This window comes from Pedobacter folensis, from assembly GCF_056490665.1.
Map to the genome: position 1 here is coordinate 648,767 of NZ_JBWJIF010000004.1, position 24,927 is coordinate 673,693.

The window sequence follows — 24,927 nt, forward strand, 5'->3', positions numbered from 1 at the left end:
ATGTCTACAGTACAAATTACTGCCGCTGATGTAAATAAACTACGCCAACAAACTGGTGCTGGTATGATGGATTGCAAAAAAGCATTATTAGAAGCTAATGGCGATTTCGAAGCTGCTGTTGATTTATTGCGCAAAAAAGGTCAAAAAGTATCTGCCGCTCGTTCTGGTAATGCTACTTCTGAAGGCCTGGTATCAATCAATGTTTCAGCGGATGGCACAAATGGTAAATTAGTTGCTTTAGCTTGTGAAACTGAGCCAGTTTCTAAAGTGGAAGATTTCCGTAACCTAGCTCAAGCTGTTTTAGCTGCTGCAGTTGCCAACAATCCTGCTAATACTGAAGAATTATCAGCAATTACTTTGGAAGATGGACGTACAGTTGCTGAAACCATAACTGAACTAACCGGTAAAATCGGAGAGAAAATCGTTATTCAGGAGTACGCAAATATATCTGGTGAGAAAATCGTTTCTTATATCCACTCTAATGGTAAAATGGGTGTTTTAGTAGTATTTGAAGGTGCTAATGGCGCAGATATTACTGAAGCTGGTAAAGATGTTGCTATGCAAATTGCTGCAATGAACCCAGTTGCTGTTGATAAAGACGGTGTTGATCCTGCTACTATCGAACGTGAAATCGAGATTGCTAAAGACGTTATCCGTCAAGAAGGCAAACCTGAAGAAATGGTGGAGAAAATTGCTGCTGGTAAATTGAATAAATTCTACAAAGACAGTACTTTATTAAACCAGGAGTTTGTTAAAGATAGCTCTATCGATGTACGTAAATTTTTAGATAACACTTCTAAAGGTTTAACTGTATCTGCTTTCAAACGTGTACAATTAGGTGCATAAGCACTAAAAAACATATTAAAAAGCTCCCGATGTTGAATCGGGAGCTTTTTTTATGCCTATATATTTTAGGAAAGGGCGTCATCTCGACTGAAGCGCAGCGGAACAGAGAGATCTATCTATACAGATTTCTCAACTACGTTGCACTTCACTCGAAATGACGGTACGAGTGGAGTTTCGATACCAATTGATTGCCGCATGCAACCCTCCTACTTCCTCAACGCAGTATAGCTGCCAACTTCCTTACCAGAATCATCAATCATACTCGCCACGAGTTTATTTCGATCGGCTTTTATTTTGGTGATTGTTCTTGTTCCTGTTCTTGGTCCGCCACCAATAATCAAAGGATAATGGTTTAGCGCTTTATCAGGTTGGTGCACCATATATTTATGGGTGTGACCACTTAAAACTAAATCTACCTTACCCTGATTCAACAAAGGCTCAAATAACTCAGTACAATGTTTTGGACCATGGGCATCGCCAGAAAAGCGTGGCGGAATATGCATTAACACCACTCTAAATGGTGCTTTTTTAAATTCCTTTGAATTTATTTCTGTTTTAAGCCATTCGGCCTGCTGCACCCTGTAATCGTCAAAATCGACAATACCTGCGTATACCGGATGTGCATCTTCTTTATCTTCACCAGTGTCTAAAATAACAAAGCGAACAGGCCCCAAGCTAAAAGCCGCATGGCCAACATGCATATAATATTGTGGAAATTCGCGTGCAAATTTACCACGTGTTTCATGATTACCCCTTACGTAAATAAAAGGCGTATGCTTTGCAAAATTATCGACACAGGGCTGGAGCATATGCTCGATGATCTGTTTTTCGTCGGTTTGATAATCGAATATGTCTCCATTAAAGAAAATAAAATCCTGCTTCTTATCCGGAACAAGTCCTAACAACTGAGGGATTGATTCTGGCCGATCGTGCGTATCATTCATCATTAAAAACGAAACCTCTTCCTTAGCCAGATCAGCATTCACAAATTCTTCAACAGCACTGCTCACCGTTGCACCATAAGTTAATTTGTAAGGCTGGAAATCTTTAATTTCTTTGGAAACAATTTTATAATAATATTTCGTTCCTGGTTTTAAATTTTTCAACATTACCGCATTCAGCTTGCTATTGGCTTGCATTAAACCCAGCTCCGCTTTTCCGTAAGCTTTTTGGCTCAACTGATCGGCCTGTTCTCCAAATTCTACCCAACCTGCAGCATTTTTATTGGTCAACCAAAGAATGGTCATCGAGTTATTAAAGTTGGTTTGTAAATAAGGGCCGACTGCTATTTTAAATTCATCTTCTCTAAGGGGTACGCTTGCAATGGCAGCAGATGGCGCTACTAAGGTAGCAGCACTTAAAGTTAGTCCGGCCTTTAAAAAACTTCTTCTATTTGGCTGATTTTCATTCATTTGGTCAGGTTTTATCTTATTGATCAAATATATAGTTACAATATTTAACTTTGACCGTGTAAGATTAAATTTACTCAAACGTTTGATATGCCAAAAGTAATTACCAATACATCCTACTTTCAGGATAATGCGATAAAAAGTAACCAGGATATCTTAATTGAAGGCAGTACCATTTCTATTATTAATAGTTCCGAAAATAAAAAAACGAGCCAATCATTAACGATTCCGGGATTTATTGATCTACAGATTTATGGCGCTGCAGGCCGGTTATTCTCTGCCGATCCAACGGTCGAATCATTAACCATCATGGAAGATGATCTGCTGAAAAAAGGAACCACGGGCTTTTTAGCTTGTATGGCAACAAATTCTTCCGAAGTTTTTAATGCATGTATCAAAGCAGCTAAAGAACATCGGTCGGCTGCAAAAAATTGCCTGGGATTGCACTTAGAAGGCCCGTTTTTAAATCCAAAACGTTTAGGTGCCCATGTACCTGCGTTTGTACGGAAAGCCTCGCTGGATGAAATTAAGGAATTAATCGATTTTGGTGATGGTGTAATTAAAATGATGACGATAGCGCCAGAAATCCAGGATGATGAGGTAATACAATACTTACTAGACCATGGTGTTGTGGTTTCATTAGGGCATAGTAATGCAACCTTTGATGAGGCAACAGCGGCTTATAACAAAGGCATCCAAACCACCACCCACCTTTTTAATGCCATGAGTCCCATCCACCATCGCGAGCCTGGAATACCAACAGCTGTTTTTAATCACGATAAGGCAATGGCCAGCATTATTGCCGATGGGCAGCATGTAGATTTCGAAGTGCTTAAATTTGCACAGAAACTTTTAAAAGAACGTTTATTCCTGATTACAGATGCGGTTACCGCCTGTTCTACCGGCCCATATCAGCATGTTGAAAAGGAGAATAAATATGTGATGCCCGATGGTACACTTTCTGGCTCATCAATAACGATGTTACAGGCCGTTAAAAACTGTGTAACACAATGTGCAATCAGTTTAAATGACGCCGTTAAAATGGGAACGCTTTACCCTGCTCAATTGATTGGAATAGAAAACCTTACTGCAACTATAGCAACCGGGCACCAGGCAAATTTATTGGTATTGGATGACGAACTGAATTTAAAAGAGGTAATCTTCAGAGGCGAAACGATATAAGCCACCGGCTTGCCGCAACTCAATAAAAATGATAGCACAAAAAGGGCAATATTTTAAGACATTGCTCTTTTTTCTTTAAATGAGTATTTCTATTTAAATATTTACATCAATTATTAAAAACCATAGCTAGGTATTAAAAAATTGTTAATATTTTTGGGGTCATGAAATACAAACGCATCCTACTTAAGCTTAGTGGAGAATCGCTAATGGGCGACAAACAGTACGGTATTGATAATGAACGCGTTAAACAATACGCTGAAGATATTAAAGCAGTACACGATAAAGGCTTAGAAATCGCAATCGTAATTGGAGGAGGAAATATTTTTAGGGGCTTAAGCGCCGAAAAAAGTGGGATGGACAGAGCACAGGCCGATTATATGGGCATGTTGGCTACGGTAATCAACTCTATGGCCTTACAAGATGCTTTAGAAAAAGTTGGTATTAAAACACGTTTACTTACTGCAATTAAAATGGAGCAGATTTGCGAACCATTTATCCGCAGAAGAGCTGTTCGACATTTAGAAAAAGGCCGTGTGGTTATTTTTGGTGCCGGAACCGGAAACCCATACTTCACAACCGATTCGGCTGCTGCTTTACGTGCCATTGAAATCAAAGCAGACGTTGTTTTAAAAGGAACACGTGTTGATGGAATTTATACCGCAGATCCAGAAAAAGATCCATTAGCCACTAAATACGAAGAAATTTCTTTCAGAGAAGTTTACGATAAAGGCCTTAATGTAATGGATATGACTGCCTTTACCCTTTGCGAAGAAAACCAAGTGCCAATTATTGTGTTTGATATGAACAAACATGGCAATTTCATGAAAATCGCTAATGGCGAACCTATTGGAACCCTGGTTAAATAAGGAATAAAAATTATTATTTTTGTAGAAATACACACAATTATGAACGACCTCATACAATTACAATTAATGGATGCTCAATCTGCAATGGAAAGAGCTATCGATCATTGTGAATCTGAATTAACTAAAATCAGAGCTGGTAAAGCATCAGCTGGAATGTTGGATGGTATTTTCGTGGATTATTATGGCGCCGCTACAGCATTATCACAAGTAGCCAGTATTAATACGCCTGATGCCAGAACAATCGTCATCCAACCTTGGGAAAAATCACTTCTAACTGCAATTGAAAAAGCTATTCAGGTAGCGAATATTGGTATCAATCCTCAAAATGATGGTATCGTGATCCGCCTGGTGGTACCACCTTTAACAGAAGAGCGCAGAAAAGACCTGGTGAAAAAAGTTAAGGAAGAAGCCGAAAGAGGCCGCATTACCGTTCGTAACATCCGTAAAGATGCCAACACTAAAATTCAAAAATTAAAGGGTGAAGGTGTTTCTGATGACGAGATTAAAACAGGCGAAGGCGAAGTGCAAAAATTAACCGATGCCTATATCATCAAAGTTGATAAACACGCTGAAGCTAAAGAAAAAGATGTAATGACAGTTTAATCTGTATAAAATACAAGCAAACAGGGAATGGACTTAAATCTATTCCCTTTTTTATTGCTCTTATTTTTTCGCGCTTGATCCTCTGACGTTTAAGACAGTAGGCAACGATACCTGCATGTTTTCGATAGGCTTTCCTGCTCTTTTAAGTTTGTTCAATAGAATCTTCATCACATTTTCTGCAATGGCCTCAAGAGGCTGTGCAATGGCAGTAACCGGAGGTTCACAAAACTCCAGGATTTCGAAATCATCAAATGAAACCACAGCAATGTCTTTGTGGATCTGAATACCTAATTTTCTAAAAGTTCTTAAACCATCTAAACAAATATAGTTCGCCGCAAAAACTACGGCATCAAGCTGCTGCTCTGCTTTAAAAAACCTGATCATCTCTTCAATTGAGTCGGCAGAGTTTACATAGTTTATCTTCTTTACTATTGCCGGCAAATTATATTTTTCGACAGCGCTTTCGTAACCTGCCAGTCGATCTACCATTTGTTGCTGAACGGTATCGATGGTTACAAAACCTATTTTTTTATAATTATTTTTAATGAGGTGCTCCGTTGCTTCGTAGGTACTGTTCTGGTTATCGATGATGACATAATCCGTTTTAACATCCTGTACATAACGATCAAATAGTACCACAGGTGCCTCTGTTTGAATTAATTTTTTAACTTCTTCTTCCAGTCCCTCAGGCAAGGCCATAATGTAACCATCAACATGCCTGTCTTTAAAAATCTGCAGCAATTCTATTGCCTTATCGGTATCGTTTCTGGTACTGCTAAAAAGAATTTTATAACCAAGGCTCGACGCAATTTCATCAATCCTGCGTGCTATACCAGAGAAAAAAGGTTCAGAAATATCATCAACCAGGAAACCTATAATTTTTGTTTTACCCGTTCTTAAACTTGTAGCAAGGGTATTGGGCTGATAGTTTAATTCAGCCACCAGGTCTAAAACCTTTTTGGTAAGCGATTCGCTAATGTTTTTTTCTCTTGCTTTCCCATTAATTACAAACGATACGGTTGTAATGGAAATATTTAATTGTTTAGCGATATCTTTAATTGAAACACGTTTCTTCATCACGGGCATTGAACGAATAATTTGATCAGGTAATATAACAATATATCTATAAATATATGATGGATATGAAAAAAACTAGTCTGAAAAAGAAAAAGAGCAACCTATCCAGGATTGCTCGATTAACTAACTTATTATTCATAAAAAATGCTGTTGGGGAAGGAGTCGAACCTTCAAGGGGTAGTTAGCTACAGTTCAAAAAATTAATTTGTGGTCAACCCAATAAACTGCGTTTGTCCCATTATTCCCCACCACCGAGACAAGGAGGCGTGTCTGCCAATTTCACCACCCAACATTATAGTCATCAGTCCGTAGTCTTTAGTCTAACAGTCTACTTAAGACTATGGACTTTCGACTCAGGACTAAGTCGCTGTAGGGGAAGGAATCGAACCTTCAAGGAGTGGTTAGTACCGAAACCGGTATATTCCCATTATTCTCCGCCACCGAGACAAGGAGGTGTGTCTGCCTGTTTCACCACCCTACATTATGTTATGCAATTTTGAAAGAACGTTTCCTTTTTGTTAATTGCTTGATACAAATGTAAAGGAACATCCAATACCTTGCAAATATTTTAAACATTTAATTTTATTTTTATAATATTGATAAATATTTGTAAATTCGCTTATCATAATTCAAAAATATGCTTAAAAAAGACAATTCCAATTTAGAAATTGACAACCTCGACATCGATATATTGAAGCAATTGATGCAGGATGCCACTAAACCCTACACAGAAATCGCTAAAGATCTGATTGTTTCGGGCGGAACGATACACGTTAGGATGAAGAAACTGCAGGAAATGGGCATTATAAAAGGCTCTCATCTCATCATCGATCCGCAGAAAGCCGGATATGATATTTGTGCCTTTTTGGGAATTTACCTGGAGAAAGGGATTCAGTACAAAGATGCCGTTGCACAGCTGAGCAAAATTAAGGAAGTAGTAGAATTGCATTATACTACCGGCGCCTACAGTATGTTTGCCAAAATTATTTGCAGGGACACCAATCATTTACGCCACGTTTTAAACGAAGAAATACAGGCCGTGAACGGTATCCAACGAACAGAGACTTTAATCTCGTTAGAAGAGAGTATTAAGCGTCAGATTGAGTTGGGGTAAAAGCAGGAAAGACCAAAGCGGAAAGACTAGAGACAAATAGGATCGTGGTTCTTTTAAGGTATGTTTTTTTTGGAAATGAACATTCAGTAATCTTTCGGGAACTGCAGTCCCGTTATCCGCTAATTCCGATGAAGAATCGGAACCGCTACTACCGGGTTTAGAAACAAAGGTCGGTGCAGGGTAAATATCCAGCCAAAAATAGCACCACCTCACGAGCCAACTAGACCCGATTGAAGCGGGCATCCCGATGTAAAATCGGGATAAAACGGAAAGCGGGAAGAAACATGGATAATTGTACAGGCATTGCTCTCCTAACCTTCGACTACACTATCAATGACAGGTTCTAATAAAGCGGTTGTCTTTCTCGCGCATGCGGAAATCTTGAAGCGTATTGCATTACGATTCCCAATCGAGTTGGGAATGACAATATCTCTATAGTATCATCTACTTAAAATATATCTGTTAATTGTATTGATTTTTATACAATAAATTAACCCTCATGGTGACAAAACGCTATAATACATTGTTGTAAAACTATTATTCTAGCTTAATCGGGATATTAAGTCTGGAGCCAGATTTCCCGGCTGCGTTGCACTCCGCTCGAAATGACGGATCTATTTTATTTCAGCAGCTGATAAGCAATAAGTGCGGCAACGTAAGCCATAGCCGTCATATAGGCCAATTGGATGACAGGCCATTTCCAGCCTTTAGTTTCGCGGTAAACAATCGCAACCGTGCTCATACACTGCATGGCAAAAGCATAAAAAAGCATTAATGAAATACCCGTAGCAAAAGTATAAACGGGTAAACCGGTACGACTATTAACTGAGGCCGACATGCGCTCTCTAATGGTGCTTGTATCCACGTCACCACCATCAACGCTGTAAATGGTAGCCATGGTACCCACAAAGGCTTCGCGGGCAGCAAAAGAGGTAATTAAACCTATACCGATCTTCCAATCGTAGCCTAGTGGACGAATAGCAGGCTCGATCCAATGACCAAGAATGCCCACATAAGAGTTTTCCAACTTCTCGGTAGCCACCAGGGTTTTGATGTGATCGGTATTTTTTATGGTATCAGCCAAGGCAGATTCGTATTTTTTATCGATGCTTTCAAAGCGGTTTCCCGGTCCGAAAGAGGCCATTACCCAAAGGATGATGGAAATGGCGATGATGACTTTACCAGCTTCGAAAACAAAGGTTTTCGATTTTTCGTACATCGTGTAGAACACATTTTTCCATCTTGGCATGCGATACACCGGCAATTCCATAATGAAATAAGAGCGTTCTTTGGTTTTGATGATGAATTTCATTACCCATGCCACCAATACCGCAGCAATAATACCAACAAGGTACATCACCATCAGCGCCAGTCCCTGCAGGTTAAAAACACCTAAAACGGTCTGAGAAGGAATAATCAATGAAATAATTAAAATATAAACCGGAAGTCTTGCCGAACAACTAACCAGTGGGGTAACCATGATGGTAATCATTCTGTCTTTCCAGTTTTCAATATTTCTTGCAGCCATAATAGATGGAACGGCACAGGCCAAACCACCGATCATCGGCACCACCGATTTTCCATTAAGGCCAACCTTACTCATAATTTTATCCATCATAAAGGTAACGCGGGCCATGTATCCCGTATCTTCTAAAATGGATATAAAGGCAAAAAGGATTGCAATTTGTGGGATAAATACAAAGATACCGCCGAGTCCTGCCACAACACCATCCAATAACAGATCGGTAAGCATACCTGCAGGCAAATATTCGTGACCAATACTGGTAATGAAACCAAAACCCGTCTCAATCCAGTCCATCGGGTAGGACGACCAGGCAAATATGGCATTGAAAATTACAAACAAGATAAGCAGGAAAATGGCAAAGCCCCATACTTTATGGGTTAGGACCGCATCTAATTTATCACTGAAAGAAAATTTCTTTTCAGTACCCTTATCCACAACCACATCAGATAAAATAGTGCCTAAATGTTTGTATCGGGCAATAGTTTCAGCAGCCTGAACTTTAGAAGATTCGAAATGGTGCGACTGCTCTATATTTTCAATTTCTTCCTGTTCCTTTTCGGTGAAGAAAGTTAAATGTTCATGCTGGTGCAAAACCTGCAGCGCATAATAATCATTGTCTGAATTAAGTTTAGATTTTATCGCGTTAATAGCTTCGGGAGCTAAAAAATTCACATCTACATCCTGAAACTGTGTGGCGATTTTATTGGTATTGGCAATCGCTTCTTTTAATTTATCAATTCCAATGTTATTCCTGGCCGAAATGGAAACCACCTGAATACCCAGCTTCTCTGCAAGTTTATCCAGATCAATCTCTATTCCCTGCTTAACCGAAAGATCGATCATATTCAAGGCCAAAATCATTGGGATACCTAAATCTGCCACTTGCGAATACAAAAGCATATTACGCTTTAAATTCGAAGCATCGGCAATGAGCACAATAACATCAGGATGACTATTGTTTTTTTTATCGGCAAGTACCTGAAAAACGATGCTTTCATCGGCGCTTTTCGGATATAAGCTATACGTTCCCGGTAAATCGATTATTTCGGCTTCTTTACCACCTGCAAGTTTTGTAAAACCTGTTTTCTTATCAACAGTGATGCCTGGAAAATTTCCGATTTTTTGATTTAATCCTGTTAAACGATTAAATAAAGTAGATTTACCTGTATTGGGATTACCAACTAACGCAACTTTAATATCCAAACCCAGCTTTTTTATTGAATAATGATAACATCGGCTTCGCTTTTACGCAAACAAAGCTGATAACCAGCAACACGAATAGCCATTGGGTCGCCCAGTGGAGCAAAACGCTCTACTTCTACCACTTCGCCCGGCAAACAACCCATCTCCATTAACTTTACAGACATATCTAAATCTGTAAAAGCTACAATTGTTCCTTTTTCTCCGACTTTTAGGTGCGACAGCTTCATGTGCTAAATTTGGCGCAAGTTAACCTTTCTTTAGATTTATTCCAAATAAGAAAGTGGCATGAAGCAGATAAATTACATAGGTTTACCCTAAAATGATCTAGTTCCGCTGTCTGCCGCCACCAAAGCCACCACCTCCGTTACCGCCACGGCCCCTGCCACCTTCTTCGCCACCTCTGATGCGGTTTTTACCGCCCATACGGTTTAATGAATAGGTAAATGAAAACATGAAATAACGTTGCAATACATTGTAACTCACATCCTGAATGGTGTTGTTATTGGCGGTGCGGCTTACCCCTTGATTCTCGTTCAGTAAATCGTTAACCGCAGCTTTAAAGGTTCCCCTGTTTTTGAAAAACTGTTTGCTGATATAAGAGTTAACCAGGGTAAAATGCGTATCGAAACCCTCTCCCCTTCCGGTATTCTGATTATAATCGGCATCTATAGCCCAGCGGATATTTCCCGGAAACAAATAGCTTACACTTACATTTGGGCTGAAAGTGTAATACCGTGTATTGGAATTAGGCTGAACGGAATAAGTTGCACGGTTAATTGAACCATTAACACCTGCCGTTAAATCGAGTTTATCTAAATTGGAAACTAAACGGTAACCGTTGGTAACAGACCAGCTGTTGGTAATATTTTTTAAGGAGTTGGTAAAGTTTACATCCCGATCGTAACTGCCACTAACATTGATGTGGAAGTTCAGTTTATTTTCTGCCATAATCGGCAAACTTAATGAGGAGGAAATAGATCCTGAATAAACACCATTTACGTTAACCGGGGTAATGGCCAGTTTTCCCTGATCCTCGCCACTTTGAATTAAACTACTGCTGTTTGCAATCCGGTTTGAGGTTTGGGTAAGGTTTAAATTCACGAACAACGACCTGTTTTTTCCTACGGTAAATGTATTATAGGCTACGCGAAGGGTATTATTGAATTCGGGTTTCAGATCGGGGTTACCAACCGGGATACTTTGCGTATTGGTATTGTTTCTAATTGGCTGTAATTGTTGAATGGTTGGCTGGTTGGTACTGCCTCTATAGTTAAATACCAGGCGTTTGCTGTTGCTGAAATTATACCTGAACATGGCCGAAGGGGTATAATTAAAAACATTTTGCTTGAGTACATATCCTTTGCTGATGTTATTATTTGTCCGGTCTGTATTTTGAACTGCCATACCTACATTCCAGTTGTATTTTTTATCCATTTTATTAAAGCTAAAGCCTGCGGAGTTGGTTAAAATGGTATTCTCGTAAGCATTACTAAAGGTTTCATCCAACAAATCGTACTGTAAAGTAAGTGGATTAAAATTATAGGTGAAACGATCGGATGTATTGTGGTTATAACCATTCTGATAATTAAATTCCAAGCTCAGGGTTTTATCCAAAGGTTCGGTATATACCAATCTTGTATTCTGATTGATGGACTCACTCTCCTGATCGTTAAACTGATCGGTTATTTTTTGAGTGGTGGTTCCGTTTTCTCTTCTCGTTTCGGGATTGGTATTGTAATTATCAGCGTCGTTATTATTAATGTTGGTATTGAAGTTTAAGGATAGGGTTCTTCCTCTGCGTATAAATTTTTTACGCAATAAAATGTTATTGCTAATGGATGGTGCGGTACTATGGTTTCGCAGGGACTGTGTTCCACTAATCATATACCGGTTATAATCGCGTGTATAAGTGCTGCTGTTTAAACTCTCGTTATCGGTATAGCTCAAATTTGGCTGTATGCGTAGTGAGGTTAAGGAATCAAGCTTGGTATCGACCATAAAGTTTAAGCGGTGGTTTAACCGACCCGAACTATTGGTTTGATTGTTATTAAAAATAGTGGTTTCATCACCCAATAAATTTTGGGTTACACTATTTCTGAGGATCAGGTTGTCAGATTTATTAACGAAATAACTCATTTCTATTTGAGTCTGATCGGCATATTCGTCCGAGAAATTAAATCCGCCAGCTTTGGTATCGGTAATTCCTCCGCGACCGCCATTCCCTCCTCCGTTTCCGCCGCCTAAACCGCCGCCAAAGTTTTGTTTGTTCACATTGTTAAACTGGGCAATAACACTTAGTCGCTTATCCTGATTGAAATGATTGATATTCGCGTTAACATCGTAACGGTCGTTAGAACCATAACCTCCTGTGGTGTTGCCGAAGTAACCATTTTTCTTATCCTTTCTGGTGGTGATGTTAATAATTTTGGTTCTTGATCCGTCATCAATTCCGGTAAATTGTGCCTGGTCTGATAGTTCATCAATGATCTGGATTTTATCGATCATATCTGCAGGAAGGTTTTTAGTAGCCAGTAAAGGATCATTCCCGAAGAATGTTTTGCCATCTACCTTAACTTTGGTAATGGTTTCACCCTGGGCTTTTACCGTGCCTGCTTTATCAACCTCCACGCCCGGAAGTTTTTTCAACAGGTCTTCTACAACCGCATTCTCGATTACTTTGAAAGAACTTGCGTTAAATTCAATAGTATCCTTTTTCACTACAATCGGCGGAACTTCAGCTTTGATATCAACGGTTAGAAGATCAATTGCTCCGCCTTCTAAAATAATGTCAGCCAGGGCAACATTAATTTTATCTGCGGTAATGGTAAAATCTTTTGTGGTATTCTTTAAACCTAAAAACGCAGCATATAACCTATAGCTACCAGGTTTCAAGCCCGAGAGCACGAACTTCCCATCTTCGGTTGTACTTACTGCACCAACCATACTCGAATCAGTCAGGTTCTTAACCGCAATGGATGCGTAATCAATTGGTTTTTTATCTTTTGACTGAATAACACGTCCGCTAACTGAACCCGTTTTCTGGGCGTAAGCAAAAAAAGATGATAAAATAAGAAGGAGCGTAAAAATCTGTTTCATTCGGTTAGTTTGGTTTATAGCTTAGAGACTAGCGGCTTTTACAAAGGTTTATTTTGATTAGGTAACATTTGAAATACATAAATGTCAACCATACATTTAATCTCCAGACAGCTGGCTTTAAAACAGAAAAGTCCCGGTTAAAACCGAGACCTTTCTAAAGTAAAATCGTCATTTCGACAGGCGTGTAATCCAGAACTTTCGGGAGAGAAATCTTGCATCATTTTAGATTTCTTCACTACGGTCGAAATGACGATATTAAAGAATGACAGATTACATTCTCATACGGCGGCCGCCATCACCTCCCTGGGCAGGCATCTGCATATCTCCGCTCATATTTCTTCCGCCAATGCGGGTTAAAGAATAAGTGAATGAGAACATGTAATAACGTTTTAACACGTTATAGTTTAAATCTGTAATCGTATTATTTGTTGCAGTTCTGCTAATGCCTTGATTTTGATTAAAAGCATCGTTAACAGCAATTTTAAATGTACCTCTGTTTTTAAAGAACTGACGACTGATATAAGAATTTACCAAAGTATATTCGGTATTATATCCTTCCCCTCTACCTGTATTTTTGATATAATCTAAATCTACTGCCAAGCGGATATTTCCAGGGAACAAATAACTAATATCGAAACTAGGGTTTAAAGTATAGTAATTCGTAGTTGAGTTTGGCTGAGCAGAATACGTTGCCCTGTTGTAGGTTCCGGAAATACCACCAGTAAGATCAAACTTATCAAAATTGGTCACGAAATTATACCTGTTGGTAACCGACCAGGAATTAGTGATGTTTTTAAGCAGTCCGGCACTGTTATTCCCTGTTGTAAAATTCACATTCCTGTTGTAATTAGCGTTTAACGATGCATTCAGGTTTAATTTACGCTCCGGTAAAATTGGCAAGCCCATGTTGATACTTGCATTACCCGAATAAACCCCGTCAACATTCACATAAGTCGTTCTGATTTTCCCGTAGTCTACATCATTTTGATCGGTTACCAGTTGACTGCTATTACCGATAGCATTAAAAGTTTGACTAAGATTTAGAAAAGCAAAAAACATCCTGCTTTTGGCGAAATCGAAATTGTTATAGTTAATGCTTAAATTGTTATTAAACTGCGGCTTTAATTCAGGATTACCCACAAAAACACTTTGTGTGTTGGTATTATCAAGTATTGGCTGTATCTGGTTGATTGTTGGCTGTTGGGTTGTTCCTCTATAACGGATATTCAATCTTCTCGAGTTACTGAAATTATACCTGAAATTGGCCGATGGCGTTAAATTGATAAAATTCTGTGTCCTAACCAAACCCGTTGTTAAGTTGGTGTTTTCACGGTTAGTCTGTTGTGCGGCTAAACCAATGTTCCAGTTGTATTTCTTTTCGTTGGTTGTAAAACTTACCCCGGCAGCATTTGTTAAAGTTTGATTCTCATAAATATTGGTATAATCCAAATTAACCAGATCATATTGTCCACTGGCTGAATTGAAATCCAGTACCTGGCGACCCTGATTGTCGTGGCTATATCCATTCTGGTAGTTAAATTCTAAACTTGTTGTTTTAGATAACGGCTCGGTATATACCAATCTGGAGGTATTGTTAATAGAATTGGTGTTCACCTTGTTCAACTGATCGATCAGACTGGCCGTTGGGGTACTGTTAATGGTATTCGTTTCAGATATATAATTATAGTTATCAGCATCATTATTATTGATACTCGTATTCACATTAAGTGACAACGTTCTACCGCGTCTTTTGAATTTTTTACGAACCAAAAGGTTGTTACTAATATTAGGAGTAGTACTGTTGCTGATATAGCGCTGATTTCCGACAGTTGTAGACTGGATCAGATTTCGGGTATAATCACTCAGGTTTGTCGCATCACTTTCAGTGTACGATACGTTTGGCTGGATTTTAATCGTTGTAGAAGAATCCAGTTTGGTATCGATCATGAAATTAAAACGATGGTTAATCCTGTCGGTATTATTATCCGCATTGTTTAAAACGGTGGTAATTTTATCGCCCAATAAGTTTTGGGTAAAACTGGTTTGCTGATTCGCTACAGCCGATTTATTAAAAAAGTAACTTCCCTGAATTTGGGTACCATCTTTATAGGTATCGGCAAAGTTTAAACCTGCTGCATTGGTGGTGGTTATACCACCGCTACCAGCACCACTTCCTCCGCCACCAAAATTACCCCGGCCACCGCCGCCAAAACCATTTCCTGCACCATTACCTTGTCCGAAGTTTTGTTTATTGACGTTGTTAAACTGACCAATAAAACTGAATTGCTGGTCATTATCGAACTTGTTCACATTTAAGCTGGCATCATAACGATCTTGTGTACCGTATCCAACTGTACTATTTCCAAAATAACCCTTTTTCATTCCGGCTTTAGTTGTGATGTTTAAGATTTTATTTCTTGTACCATCATCAACACCAGAAAATTGAGATTGCTCAGACATTTCATCGATTACCTGAATCTTATCTACCATGTCGGCAGGTAAGTTTTTGGTAGCCAATAAAGGGTCTGTTCCGAAAAACTCCTTACCATCTACTTTAACTTTTGTAACGGTTTCACCCTGCGCTTTAATACTTCCGTCTTTTGCTACTTCAACTCCAGGAAGTTTTTTCAGCATGTCTTCTACAACCGCGTTTTCTCTAACCTTGATTGATTTTCCATCAAATTCTATGGTATCTGTTTTTACCACTACCGGAATGCTTGCGGTAACGTTAACATCTTTTAAATCAACACCATCGTCAACCATGGCAATTTCGCCGGCATTTACGGCTGCTTTAGCCACTTCAACATCTTTAGTTACTGTTTTCAAACCTAAAAAGGCCGAGTAGATTCTATATTTACCTGGGGCAATACCCTTAAAACTAAAAGTTCCATCAGGATTACTTTGTCCTGAAGCTACAGTGCTCGAATCTTTCAAGCTTTTAATTGCTATGGTAGCAAAGTCAACAGGCTTTTTATCTTTCGCGTTAATTACTTTACCGCTTATTGAGCCAGTATTTTGAGCCTGGGCAATATATCCACAAAATAGGAGCACCATGAATATTGCCCGCTGAACGTTTCTTTTCATCAAAAAAAATTAGATATTATAATACAAAACTAAGCTATCAGACTACGCAAATGCCGAAAGGTTTGTTAAGGTGTGTTAAAAGCTTGGTAACATTTTAAATACAGCTTTTCAGGAAGGAGATCTGATCTAAAGGGAAGGTCGGTCAGAAAGGGGATTATTTTTGTGGTGAAGGATAACTTTTGTAATATACTTTTGGGCAGTTGCAGTTTTTTTTAAAAATACTGCATCCGCTTAAACCTATGGCCACAATTACACAGATGATGCTAACTTTTGTTTTCATTGAAATTTAATTTATGAAGCAATACATAACTAAAAACGGCCATTGATGCGCCTAACATATCGCAGCCAAAATCCCACCATTCTGCTGAGCGGTAGGTAAAAACTTTCCATTGCAACAATTCAATTCCGCCACCAATGATGGCATTGATGAGCAATATTTTAAAAATGGTTAATGTTCTGAAAGCGAAATTATGCTGGTATCTGATTTTGCCGTAGAAGAGCAGCACGGATAAAACAAAGAAAAAACCCATATGGGTCATTTTATCAAAGCCTTCGAAAAAAAAGCCTTGCCCCTCAGAATCGGGCATTTTAATATTACAAAGCACCAAAACGACAATAGTCCAGAATATGGCCCATTTTTGTTGTTTCAGTGCTTTGTATAACATATAATAATTAAGCGCCAACCAATTCCTGGTAAGCTTCTGCTGATAATAAATCTTCTACTTCAGCTAAATCAGCTAAAGATACTTTTACCATCCAACCTTTTCCGTAAGGATCAGAATTTACCAATTCAGGATTATCGTTTAATTCAGCATTAACTTCTAATACCGTACCTGTAACTGGCATATATAAATCAGACACTGTTTTAACCGCTTCTACCGTACCAAAAACTTCTTCTTTTGCTACTTCGCTACCTACCGTATTGATATCAACATAAACAATATCACCTAATTCGCGCTGAGCGAAATCAGTAACACCGATAATAGCTTCGTTACCTTCAACTTTAACCCACTCGTGGTCTTTAGTGTATTTTAATTCTGATGGAAAATTCATGGTTTGTAAGTTATATTAATTTTCTTGTTTTATTAAGCTTGTATGCATTAAACGTTTCCTGACGTTTACCCGCCAAAAATACAATTTAGTTTAACATATCGCAATGCCTGGCCAATTAACTTATTGTAAAAAGGTTTAATGTTGCATTTCATAATGAACTTCCGAATTGGCAATTGTTCAGATTAAACAGATTCAGTAAAAATCTTTATATTCACCTAACAAATTAACGCTCAACATGAAACCTGCACAAATTCACACTTTAAAAGTATGCCTTGCCACACTACTTGTTTCCGTTCCGGTAACCATGGCCATCGGATTCACCTATATTGGATTGATCATGCTCATCAAACCGCTTAATTATAGTTTTAATTTCAACCTTACCTTTACCCATCTATTTATCTTTGTCGCTATAATTGCAGCAGTGATGACGATAAATCATTACCTGATCGAAAAATCGGGTTATAAAAGATTTATAAATGACCGGCCGATAGCGCATTCGATTGTTATCTTTCTGTTCTATTTGCTGATCAGCGGGGCCATGCATTTTAAAAGTTTTGATTATTTGCTGTTCAGTTACGCCCCCATGTTCTTAACTGCATATCTATTTAGCAGATTATTCTCCGCACAAAAGGCCAAGGCTTTATCTTCTTAAGCAATTTATTAATTCAATGTAAACCTTAAACTAAACCCGAAATTACTGAACGAAGTATTAAAGGTTTGCGAAGTATAAGGCTTTGTAATATTCGAATCGTAAAACAATTTGATGTTAAATTTCTGATTCAGCACATAATCTACACTTGGCCTTAAGGTAATGTTCTTTGCTCCTGAAGAAACTTCGGCTTCGGTCACATCAGCCCGGTAAATAACGGTTTTATTATCGCGAATAGCTACATCCAGTTTGAAATCCATGTTGTTATCCATTTTCAGGCTTTTAAACCATCCAAACGGGAAACGGAATTTATTGGTACGGTAGCCCAATCCTAACACCATATTGTTTTCTGATAACTGCGCCAGCTGACTGTTAGATAAACTCAATCCCAATAAACGTGAACGGTTTAATTCGAATGAAGCCGTCAGGTTATTTTTAAACCTGGTATCCACACCAACCAAAGGAGAAAAATATTCTGAAATGGTTACCTGTGCAAACTGGTATTCTGGTAAGAAGTTATTATTTACATCTCTGCTGCTAACCGCGCCATTGGTTTCCTGATAACGCAATAAGGAGTTGAAGCCATTAATATTGTAGGCAGAGCGATAACCATGTCTGATATCGACAGATGAAAACTTATCGGCGATAAAAGGAATACGGGTTAAGCCACTATAAGTTAAACTCCAGTTTGGCAGTGGAATTTTAGGAAAGGCATTCATTTTTGTCTTGCCTGCATCTTTACCCGAATAGGCAGCCATAAAAGCAGAGATAATTACATCCTGGCTTTCTTTGCTGTAACCATCGGCAAAACCACCATTTACACCGCCTGAATTTGGATTTTGAGCACCCAATCTTCTGGAAATAATCATCCTATTGGCCATAAACTGATTAAACAAGCCCGAAATTACTGTTGAATTATTCTCTTTAAATGCTGTACCTAAAGCAATGTATGATACGCTATAATCGCCGGTAGTAATGGCACTTAAGTTTTCGAACGATGATACACTGGCTACATACCTGAAATTGGTCGAAAAGTTTCTTGTCTGCGCTTTATTGGCCTTTAGTGTAATCCGTAAATCTTTAAATGGTTCTACCTGTCCGGTAAGTTGAAAATCTTCTCTGAGTGTGTTTACATACAGCTGATTCTGCAAGGTATCGGTGGTTAGCCATCCATTGTTTAAGGCCATATCGCGAATATCGCGCTGACTTCCGAAAGCAAAACCTAAACCCGGTGCGCCGGTTGCATTATCAATACCAAAATACTTTGTGGTTGGCAAATAACCCGGCAAGAAAATACCTTTGGTTTGCACAAAGCTGGCATTAACATTTTTTACACTCGTTAACAGGTTAATAAAAAATTTCTTTGCGCCACTTCCCTCCTGATCGTTCCCCGCACTTCTGATAAAACCAAACTTATTGTATAAAGTAGTTAGGTTTAAAGTTGGATTGATCTGTACCGTTCTGCTGTTCTGTACGGTATTACCCAAATTAATATTCGGATCGCGCAAGGTAGAAAGCGGCTCGGTTTGCCAGTTAAAGTTGGTACCATAACGGGTTTTTACGGTAATCCAGTTTAGCCCTGGTATTTTATCAATTGGCAGGTTATAAGTAACGTTTAAATTGTGGTTATAATCGGTGGTGCGTCCTAAACGTTTTAAATTTTGCCAAACCGTATCACGTTTTAAACCGTCTAATCTTCCATCCGGTTCATCGATGATCGAATAATTTGTGGCATTAAAATCTAACTGTAGCGAACGGGTAAGGTTCCAGGCAATACCATAAATCCGGCTCATGGTAAAGTTTTTATTAAAGGTGGTACCATAACCGCTTTGGTAAACCCCAATGGTATTATTCGGATCGTTATTTCGTAAAGTATTTTCTGAATACAAACGGTCTACATCAATCCTGAAGTTAATGGCGCTCGGGAAAATACTGAAGTTAAAATCCTTCAATAAAGCCAGCATATTCGACTTTATAATTTTTTCGAACGGTGCTATCGTTTTAGCTTCTTTAGAATAACTGTACTGTAATGATGCCCTGTAGGTATTCTGAATGCTGCTCTGGTTAATAAAATCGCGATGATTGTATTGGGTATAAGCATAACTTGCTGCAAAATTCTCAATATCCCAAAGGCGGACAGGTTTACTATTATTGGTCCGTTCTTTTCTAACGTTGGTAAAGTTGATACCTCTTCTAACGGTATAATCCTGTGCAAAATTTAAAATGGAATCTTTTTGTTCTTTTGTCGATTGCGCTAAAGCATTTTTGAGCTCGATATCTGGTGTTCTTGGATTATACTGTGGGGTAGAAACCTGTTTAGAGTAACTCACAAACATTGGAATTTTCACACCCGATTTTTGTGGCAGGAACTTACCTAACTCCATGGCAGAAGAAACATCAAGCAATACATTATCGGCACGGTTACGTTCGCTCACTTTCGAATCGATAGAACCAAAACCAATGGTCGATTTACTTCCGGAAATATTTACATCTGCAAAATCGGCTAGTTTTAAATTCAATCTTCCTGTAGCTGCCCAGCCGCCTTTTTCATCAAATTCGGTTAACCTCAACTCGTTAAACCAAACCAGTGCATTTTTATCCAGTCCGTCATCATTCTGCTCATCATTAGCGGCACGGAGCGGATTTTTAATCCCCACCATATACACCCTAACCTTGCTCATATCAGGCTGCCCTTTAACGACAATGGTTCTTGCTCCATCGGTATAGGTAAATGGAACATTTGTTGGCCAGGGTTGTCCGTTAGCTTGTTTAGCTACATTACGGGCCAGCTTCGCATTCTGGAAAAGTGTTAAATCGATATCCATTCTGTTGGCTTCCGGCCAAATGGCGTCAGGATCGCTGGTACCCGGATTGGTCACCTTTAACGGGATTACATATTCGTAATAATTATCCTGATTATCAGTTCCGATTCTTAAGAATGCGGAAACATCATTATCATTTAAAATTTGATTGTTAACGGCCTCGGCATGGATAAACATTTCTAAATGTTTGTAAGATCTGAAATCGCTATAGGCTGTTTTAAATGCGGCCCTGCCATAACCATCTCTTAATGATTTTACAATAACCGATAACGATTGCTCATTTAAACGCGTATCGCCACGATAGTTGCTATAGTCACGCTCACGAAGAATGCCCGGAGGGGTAACGTATGGGATTGGTGAACGTTTTCCATTTTCTTCGATGTTTACTGTCGAGACTTCAATTGTAGAATTATCAGGCGTAAGTGCCGGCAATGATGGATCGACGATTACCTGTGCAGCTTCATTCGCAGCGTTGTATTCTCTCCACTCTCCACGGATCAGCTGCAACTTTGCAAAACGCATAACGGCAGTATCAGCGAAATTGGTCATAAACATCCTGAAGAAACGGATGGATTTAAAATCCTGGATACCGCCTACTCTGTCCTGATACTGACCAATTGGGATTCTGAACTGATACCATGAAACTGCCTGTGTATTTCCATTGGCCAGTTTTACCTGCGAAGTTACTTTATCGGTAATAAAATTCTGACCCACATTTAAATCACCCGGGCGCATCGAAACTTTATACTGAAAATACTCATCACTTTGCGTCATGTTATTATCGCGGTTGATGTCTTCTCCATCGGGTAAAGAAGTAGAGGCAGAGTTTTCAAGTCCTAATTCTTCCTGCGACTGCTGTGAAGTTTTAGAGTTTCCTTCCGTTCCGTTATATTTTTCGTAACGTTTAAGAATACCTGCATTAATCTGATCTAAGGCCGGACCTCTGAAATAGGCATAATTATCTGATGAAGGATCGGCATCAAGTGCGGCAGAAGCTGTGGCATTTAACTGCGATTTAATTTGTGTAATTGCCGCAGCAAATTTTACCTTTTCGTCTGCATCTGCTAGTCCATCCAAACCGACGTCCTGTGCACGACGCGAATTGGCATTATTATCAAAAGCCTGTACTACGGGCTGCAATTTGGGAACACGCCCCCATGCAGTTTCCTCGTATTTACTTGGATCGTTTGTTGCTGGCAAACCATTTTCTAACGATTTTCTACCGTCTTTTAGAATATCTTCCGAAATATTACCCAGGTTGAAATACATATCACCACCTGCCGAATTCGGTTTATAAATAAAGGGGTCCATTACCCAAAACTCAATAAAGCCCACATTTAAGGCTTCAAAATCGTTGGTTTCGATTTTTCGCTGGAAACCTCCCCAGTTATTTTTGGGCTGCAATAATGTTCCGTCTGGCCTGAAATCTGTCGGGCGGAAGTTATACGGCCCCCTAACGGTTGGGTAGTAAGCCACATCGAAAGTGGTAATATTTAAGGCTTGTCCGGTTGCTGTTTCTTTAAACGGGAAAACTTCCTGTTCAATTACTTCTCTTACGTAGTGATTAGAAAGTTCGGCCCGGTTGTTCCTGATATTGGCTGGAGTAGTAGATGCCGCAGAGTTATAAAAAGTAGGATCGATGTTATAAAATGCGATTCTTGCCCGGTTGTAACCATAGGTTAAATCGTTAGATTTATCATGTTCGGCGAAAAGCTGGGGAGTGCCCGATAACTGCCAGGCAATGGCACTTTTTAAATCGATTACCGATCTGGATGCCTCGAAATCATCTAAATAACTTACCCCATTTTTACTGCCTGCAAAATTTAATGCCCTTGGATGCCCTGGAATCAATTGTGCAAACTCTCCATAAAACGTCACACTCGAAGGTGCCTTCGTAGAAAGGAAAGGGAGTTTATCAACCAATTTGGTTAAAAACCTTGATGGCGAACTGTAGTTAATATCTGCTCCCCAAATGGTATTCGAAATGGGTTCCTCGCCGATGTTTACCTTTTGCGTTAAAGGTTTCTCGGTTAAGTTCATGATGGTACCACCCAGGTTTAGCTTGTTGTTAACCCGGTAATCTAAACGGGTTCCAAAAAGCGAGCGTTGCTGCAGACCAAAAAGTTCATTGTTTTCTGTAGTTATCCGAATCGGCTGGCCAGATACCAACAGTGCCTGGTTGATAATGCTCACCCGGCCACCTTGATAATCAACCGTAAAATCTATGCCTTCAGTTAATGGCATGGTTCCTGCAAAAACCTTTACCGATCCTTCGGGAACATTTATGGCATTCAAACTAAATTCAGAAGAAATATCGGATTGGTAATTTACCTTAATGATATACCGGTTCTGGTTTTGAAATAACTGTTTGGCAATAGTCTGCGTCGAATCGTAAAGCGCTGTAAAAGTATATTTATTAATTAATGCCTGTTCGCTGGGCAAAAATCTGGCAGCTAAATCTTTACCGAAAGGTTCAATTACCGGAAAGATAATCCTGCCGTTTGCCGGGTCGATGGTGATATAACCCGAATTGGTATTGGTTACCAACGAGGTTTGCCCGTTGCTGCCTACCCCAAACATGCTGGCCTGATTGGCATTGCTCGCCGTTGAGTACGAACCAAAGGCATTATTTGCGGCCACAAAATCGAAAATCCCATCGGGTTTACGTTCATTTTGCTGATTTAAGCGATCGAATTCAGTTAAGGCAATCCACTGTTTATTCGCCGTATTTTGTCCTTCGGTCATTACCGGATTATCCACACCGGTTTCATTATCAATGCGGTAAATATCGAGTTTGAAATTTTGACTGCTGATCTGATATCCCCCAATAGAGTAGATATTTTTCATCATCAAATCCCAGGTAGGAAGTTTGATTTTAGTGGTTTCGTTCTTTAGCAATTTAGCGTAAAGCACTTTCGGATTAGCCGCATCAAAAGAAACGTCGGTAGAAAATTCACCCACCTGGTATTCTACCCCATTATAAGTATAGCGGTAAGCAACAGCTAAAACCTCATCGGAATTTAAAGGGTTGTTTAGTGATAAATAACCCAGTTGCGGCTGAAAAGTAAACTCCCGTTCGTTTAATTTCCGGGCGTAGATCAGTTTGGCAAAGTTATCGGTATTGCTGCTATTGGCTGGCGTTGTCTGGAAGAAAGAGAGTACGGCGTTAGAATTGGTTTGCCTTATCGCGCCACCCTGATAAGCATTTAATTGCGCAATCAAATTATTCGATTGTTGCGAAAAACCCGTTGCGGTCGTTCCCGCTGGCAAACCTGAAGTACCACCCGTAAGCAAAGAAGTATTAAAAGGCGCATTTTCGCCCAAATCCATCAAACCCAATACATCTCGCGAATCAGTAGTATTACCGGCCTTATTGGTAATCCAAACCTCAATTTTAGTAATCTGTATCGGCGAAGTGATAATGGGTGCGTTAGCCAGATTTTTGTTGTAGTTGTTCCTGAAATATTGTGACAGGAAATAGTGTTTGTTAGCCTCGTAGCTATCGATATTTACGGTAGTGGTATTTTGCTGCGCCCCGTTGGTAATCTTAATTTCCCTCGATTCGGATTTCTGCTGGGTGTAAACACTTGTTACATTTAAGCGTCCGAATTTCAACTGTGTTTTAATCCCGAAAAGGGCCTGTGTTCCGGTAATTAAAGAGGTATTTAAAGGCAAGCTTACGTTACCCGCTTCAATTTTTTGGATAATATCATCTGGTCCGCCGGTATAATCGAGTTTGATCTGGTTTTCGAAATCAAATTGGGCCTCGGTATTGTAATTGCTTTTGATTTTTAATTTAGTTCCAATGTTACCCACCAGATCCATTTGTATCCTCTGGTTAAAATCGAAATTGGTCTGTACCCTTTGTCGTTCGTTAAAAAGCGGGTTTTCATTTTTATTTACCCGGCCTAAAAAGGTGAGCTCGGCTTCCCCGCGGGGCTGTATATCGATGGTTGTTCCACCGAATAATTTTTCGAAAGCTTTACTGTTTACCTGAATCTGGGGAATGATACCTGTGCTTCTATAATCACTTACCTCTGCATTTGAAATACTCCGCCAGTTACCGCGTTTTATCTCACTGTTAACCAATCGCTGGTATTCATCGATCGTTAAATATTGTGTATTTAAAACAAATTTTTCACCAATTAATTCCTTTACCACATAACGTTTATTCTTGGCATCGTATTCTACCACACGCTTTAAATTACTGGGCGCAGGAGAAAATGGATTAACGGCCGGGCTAAGTCCTAAACGTTCCTTTTCGCGTAAACCAAAATTATTTTTTGGCGTAATGGTATCCGTTTTGCTTGGAACAACTTGGGAGAAAGCGTTTTGAGAAGCAATTAAAAAAAGAGGGATGAGAAACAGAAATGTAGATATTCTCTTCAAAGGCAGTAG

The 24,927-nt window shown here is 39.2% G+C and carries 15 protein-coding genes and 1 tRNA gene; 6 read left to right on the forward strand and 10 right to left on the reverse strand.

The window, feature by feature from the left end; genetic code table 11:
- Nucleotides 1–846 (forward strand): translation elongation factor Ts, encoded by an 846-nt coding sequence (gene tsf, locus AC04QZ_RS22400; RefSeq protein ID WP_086548076.1) that lies wholly within the window; start codon nt 1–3, stop codon nt 844–846.
- Nucleotides 847–1,052: 206 nt separating this feature from the next.
- Here the strand turns inward: tsf and AC04QZ_RS22405 are convergent, their stop codons facing one another.
- Nucleotides 1,053–2,258, reverse strand: a complete 1,206-nt coding sequence (locus AC04QZ_RS22405; protein WP_478359544.1) for a metallophosphoesterase — start codon at nt 2,256–2,258, stop codon at nt 1,053–1,055.
- A gap of 87 nt (nt 2,259–2,345) precedes the next feature.
- Between AC04QZ_RS22405 and nagA the strand changes: the two genes are divergently transcribed.
- The 3 genes from nagA (at nt 2,346) to frr (ending at nt 4,906) form a co-directional block, all read left to right on the forward strand.
- Nucleotides 2,346–3,437 (forward strand): N-acetylglucosamine-6-phosphate deacetylase, encoded by a 1,092-nt coding sequence (gene nagA / locus AC04QZ_RS22410; RefSeq protein WP_478359545.1) that lies wholly within the window; start codon nt 2,346–2,348, stop codon nt 3,435–3,437.
- A 161-nt stretch (nt 3,438–3,598) separates the two neighbouring features.
- Nucleotides 3,599–4,303 carry a UMP kinase gene (gene pyrH, locus AC04QZ_RS22415; RefSeq protein WP_086548079.1) on the forward strand — a complete coding sequence of 235 codons (705 nt, stop codon included), beginning with the start codon at nt 3,599–3,601 and terminating at the stop codon, nt 4,301–4,303.
- A gap of 39 nt (nt 4,304–4,342) precedes the next feature.
- Entirely contained in the window at nt 4,343–4,906 is a 564-nt protein-coding gene (gene frr, locus AC04QZ_RS22420) for a ribosome recycling factor (protein ID WP_086548080.1), read from the forward strand.
- 60 nt (nt 4,907–4,966) lie between these two features.
- Here frr and AC04QZ_RS22425 read toward each other — a convergent pair whose 3' ends face one another.
- Complete coding sequence (locus AC04QZ_RS22425) at nt 4,967–5,983, reverse strand: LacI family DNA-binding transcriptional regulator (RefSeq protein ID WP_478359546.1); 1,017 nt, start codon at nt 5,981–5,983, stop codon at nt 4,967–4,969.
- Nucleotides 5,984–6,130: 147 nt separating this feature from the next.
- A tRNA-Asp gene (locus tag AC04QZ_RS22430) sits at nt 6,131–6,275 on the reverse strand.
- A 345-nt stretch (nt 6,276–6,620) separates the two neighbouring features.
- Here AC04QZ_RS22430 and AC04QZ_RS22435 point away from each other — a divergent pair.
- A complete protein-coding gene (locus AC04QZ_RS22435; protein WP_025145395.1) occupies nt 6,621–7,097 on the forward strand; it encodes an Lrp/AsnC ligand binding domain-containing protein in 477 nt (158 codons plus the stop codon).
- Nucleotides 7,098–7,716: 619 nt separating this feature from the next.
- Here the strand turns inward: AC04QZ_RS22435 and feoB are convergent.
- From feoB to gcvH, 6 genes are all read right to left on the reverse strand, one after another.
- Nucleotides 7,717–9,831, reverse strand: a complete 2,115-nt coding sequence (gene feoB / locus AC04QZ_RS22440) for a ferrous iron transport protein B (protein WP_478359568.1) — start codon at nt 9,829–9,831, stop codon at nt 7,717–7,719.
- A 5-nt stretch (nt 9,832–9,836) separates the two neighbouring features.
- Nucleotides 9,837–10,052: a FeoA family protein gene (locus AC04QZ_RS22445; protein WP_055913318.1), complete on the reverse strand. Its 216-nt coding sequence runs from the start codon at nt 10,050–10,052 to the stop codon at nt 9,837–9,839.
- 97 nt (nt 10,053–10,149) lie between these two features.
- On the reverse strand, nt 10,150–12,921 hold the full coding sequence (locus AC04QZ_RS22450; RefSeq protein ID WP_478359547.1) for an outer membrane beta-barrel protein: 2,772 nt from the start codon (nt 12,919–12,921) through the stop codon (nt 10,150–10,152).
- Between the two features lie 270 nt (nt 12,922–13,191).
- Nucleotides 13,192–16,005, reverse strand: a complete 2,814-nt coding sequence (locus tag AC04QZ_RS22455; protein WP_478359548.1) for an outer membrane beta-barrel family protein — start codon at nt 16,003–16,005, stop codon at nt 13,192–13,194.
- A gap of 263 nt (nt 16,006–16,268) precedes the next feature.
- On the reverse strand, nt 16,269–16,670 hold the full coding sequence (locus AC04QZ_RS22460) for a VanZ family protein (protein WP_478359549.1): 402 nt from the start codon (nt 16,668–16,670) through the stop codon (nt 16,269–16,271).
- A gap of 7 nt (nt 16,671–16,677) precedes the next feature.
- Complete coding sequence (gene gcvH, locus AC04QZ_RS22465; RefSeq protein ID WP_086548085.1) at nt 16,678–17,058, reverse strand: glycine cleavage system protein GcvH; 381 nt, start codon at nt 17,056–17,058, stop codon at nt 16,678–16,680.
- 235 nt (nt 17,059–17,293) lie between these two features.
- Here gcvH and AC04QZ_RS22470 point away from each other — a divergent pair, with 235 nt between their 5' ends.
- The gene (locus AC04QZ_RS22470; protein WP_478359550.1) at nt 17,294–17,710 is read left to right on the forward strand and encodes a hypothetical protein; all 417 of its coding nucleotides are present in this window, start codon (nt 17,294–17,296) and stop codon (nt 17,708–17,710) included.
- An 8-nt stretch (nt 17,711–17,718) separates the two neighbouring features.
- Here AC04QZ_RS22470 and sov read toward each other — a convergent pair whose 3' ends face one another.
- The gene (gene sov, locus AC04QZ_RS22475; RefSeq protein WP_478359551.1) at nt 17,719–24,918 is read right to left on the reverse strand and encodes a T9SS outer membrane translocon Sov/SprA; all 7,200 of its coding nucleotides are present in this window, start codon (nt 24,916–24,918) and stop codon (nt 17,719–17,721) included.
- Nucleotides 24,919–24,927 lie beyond the last annotated feature (9 nt).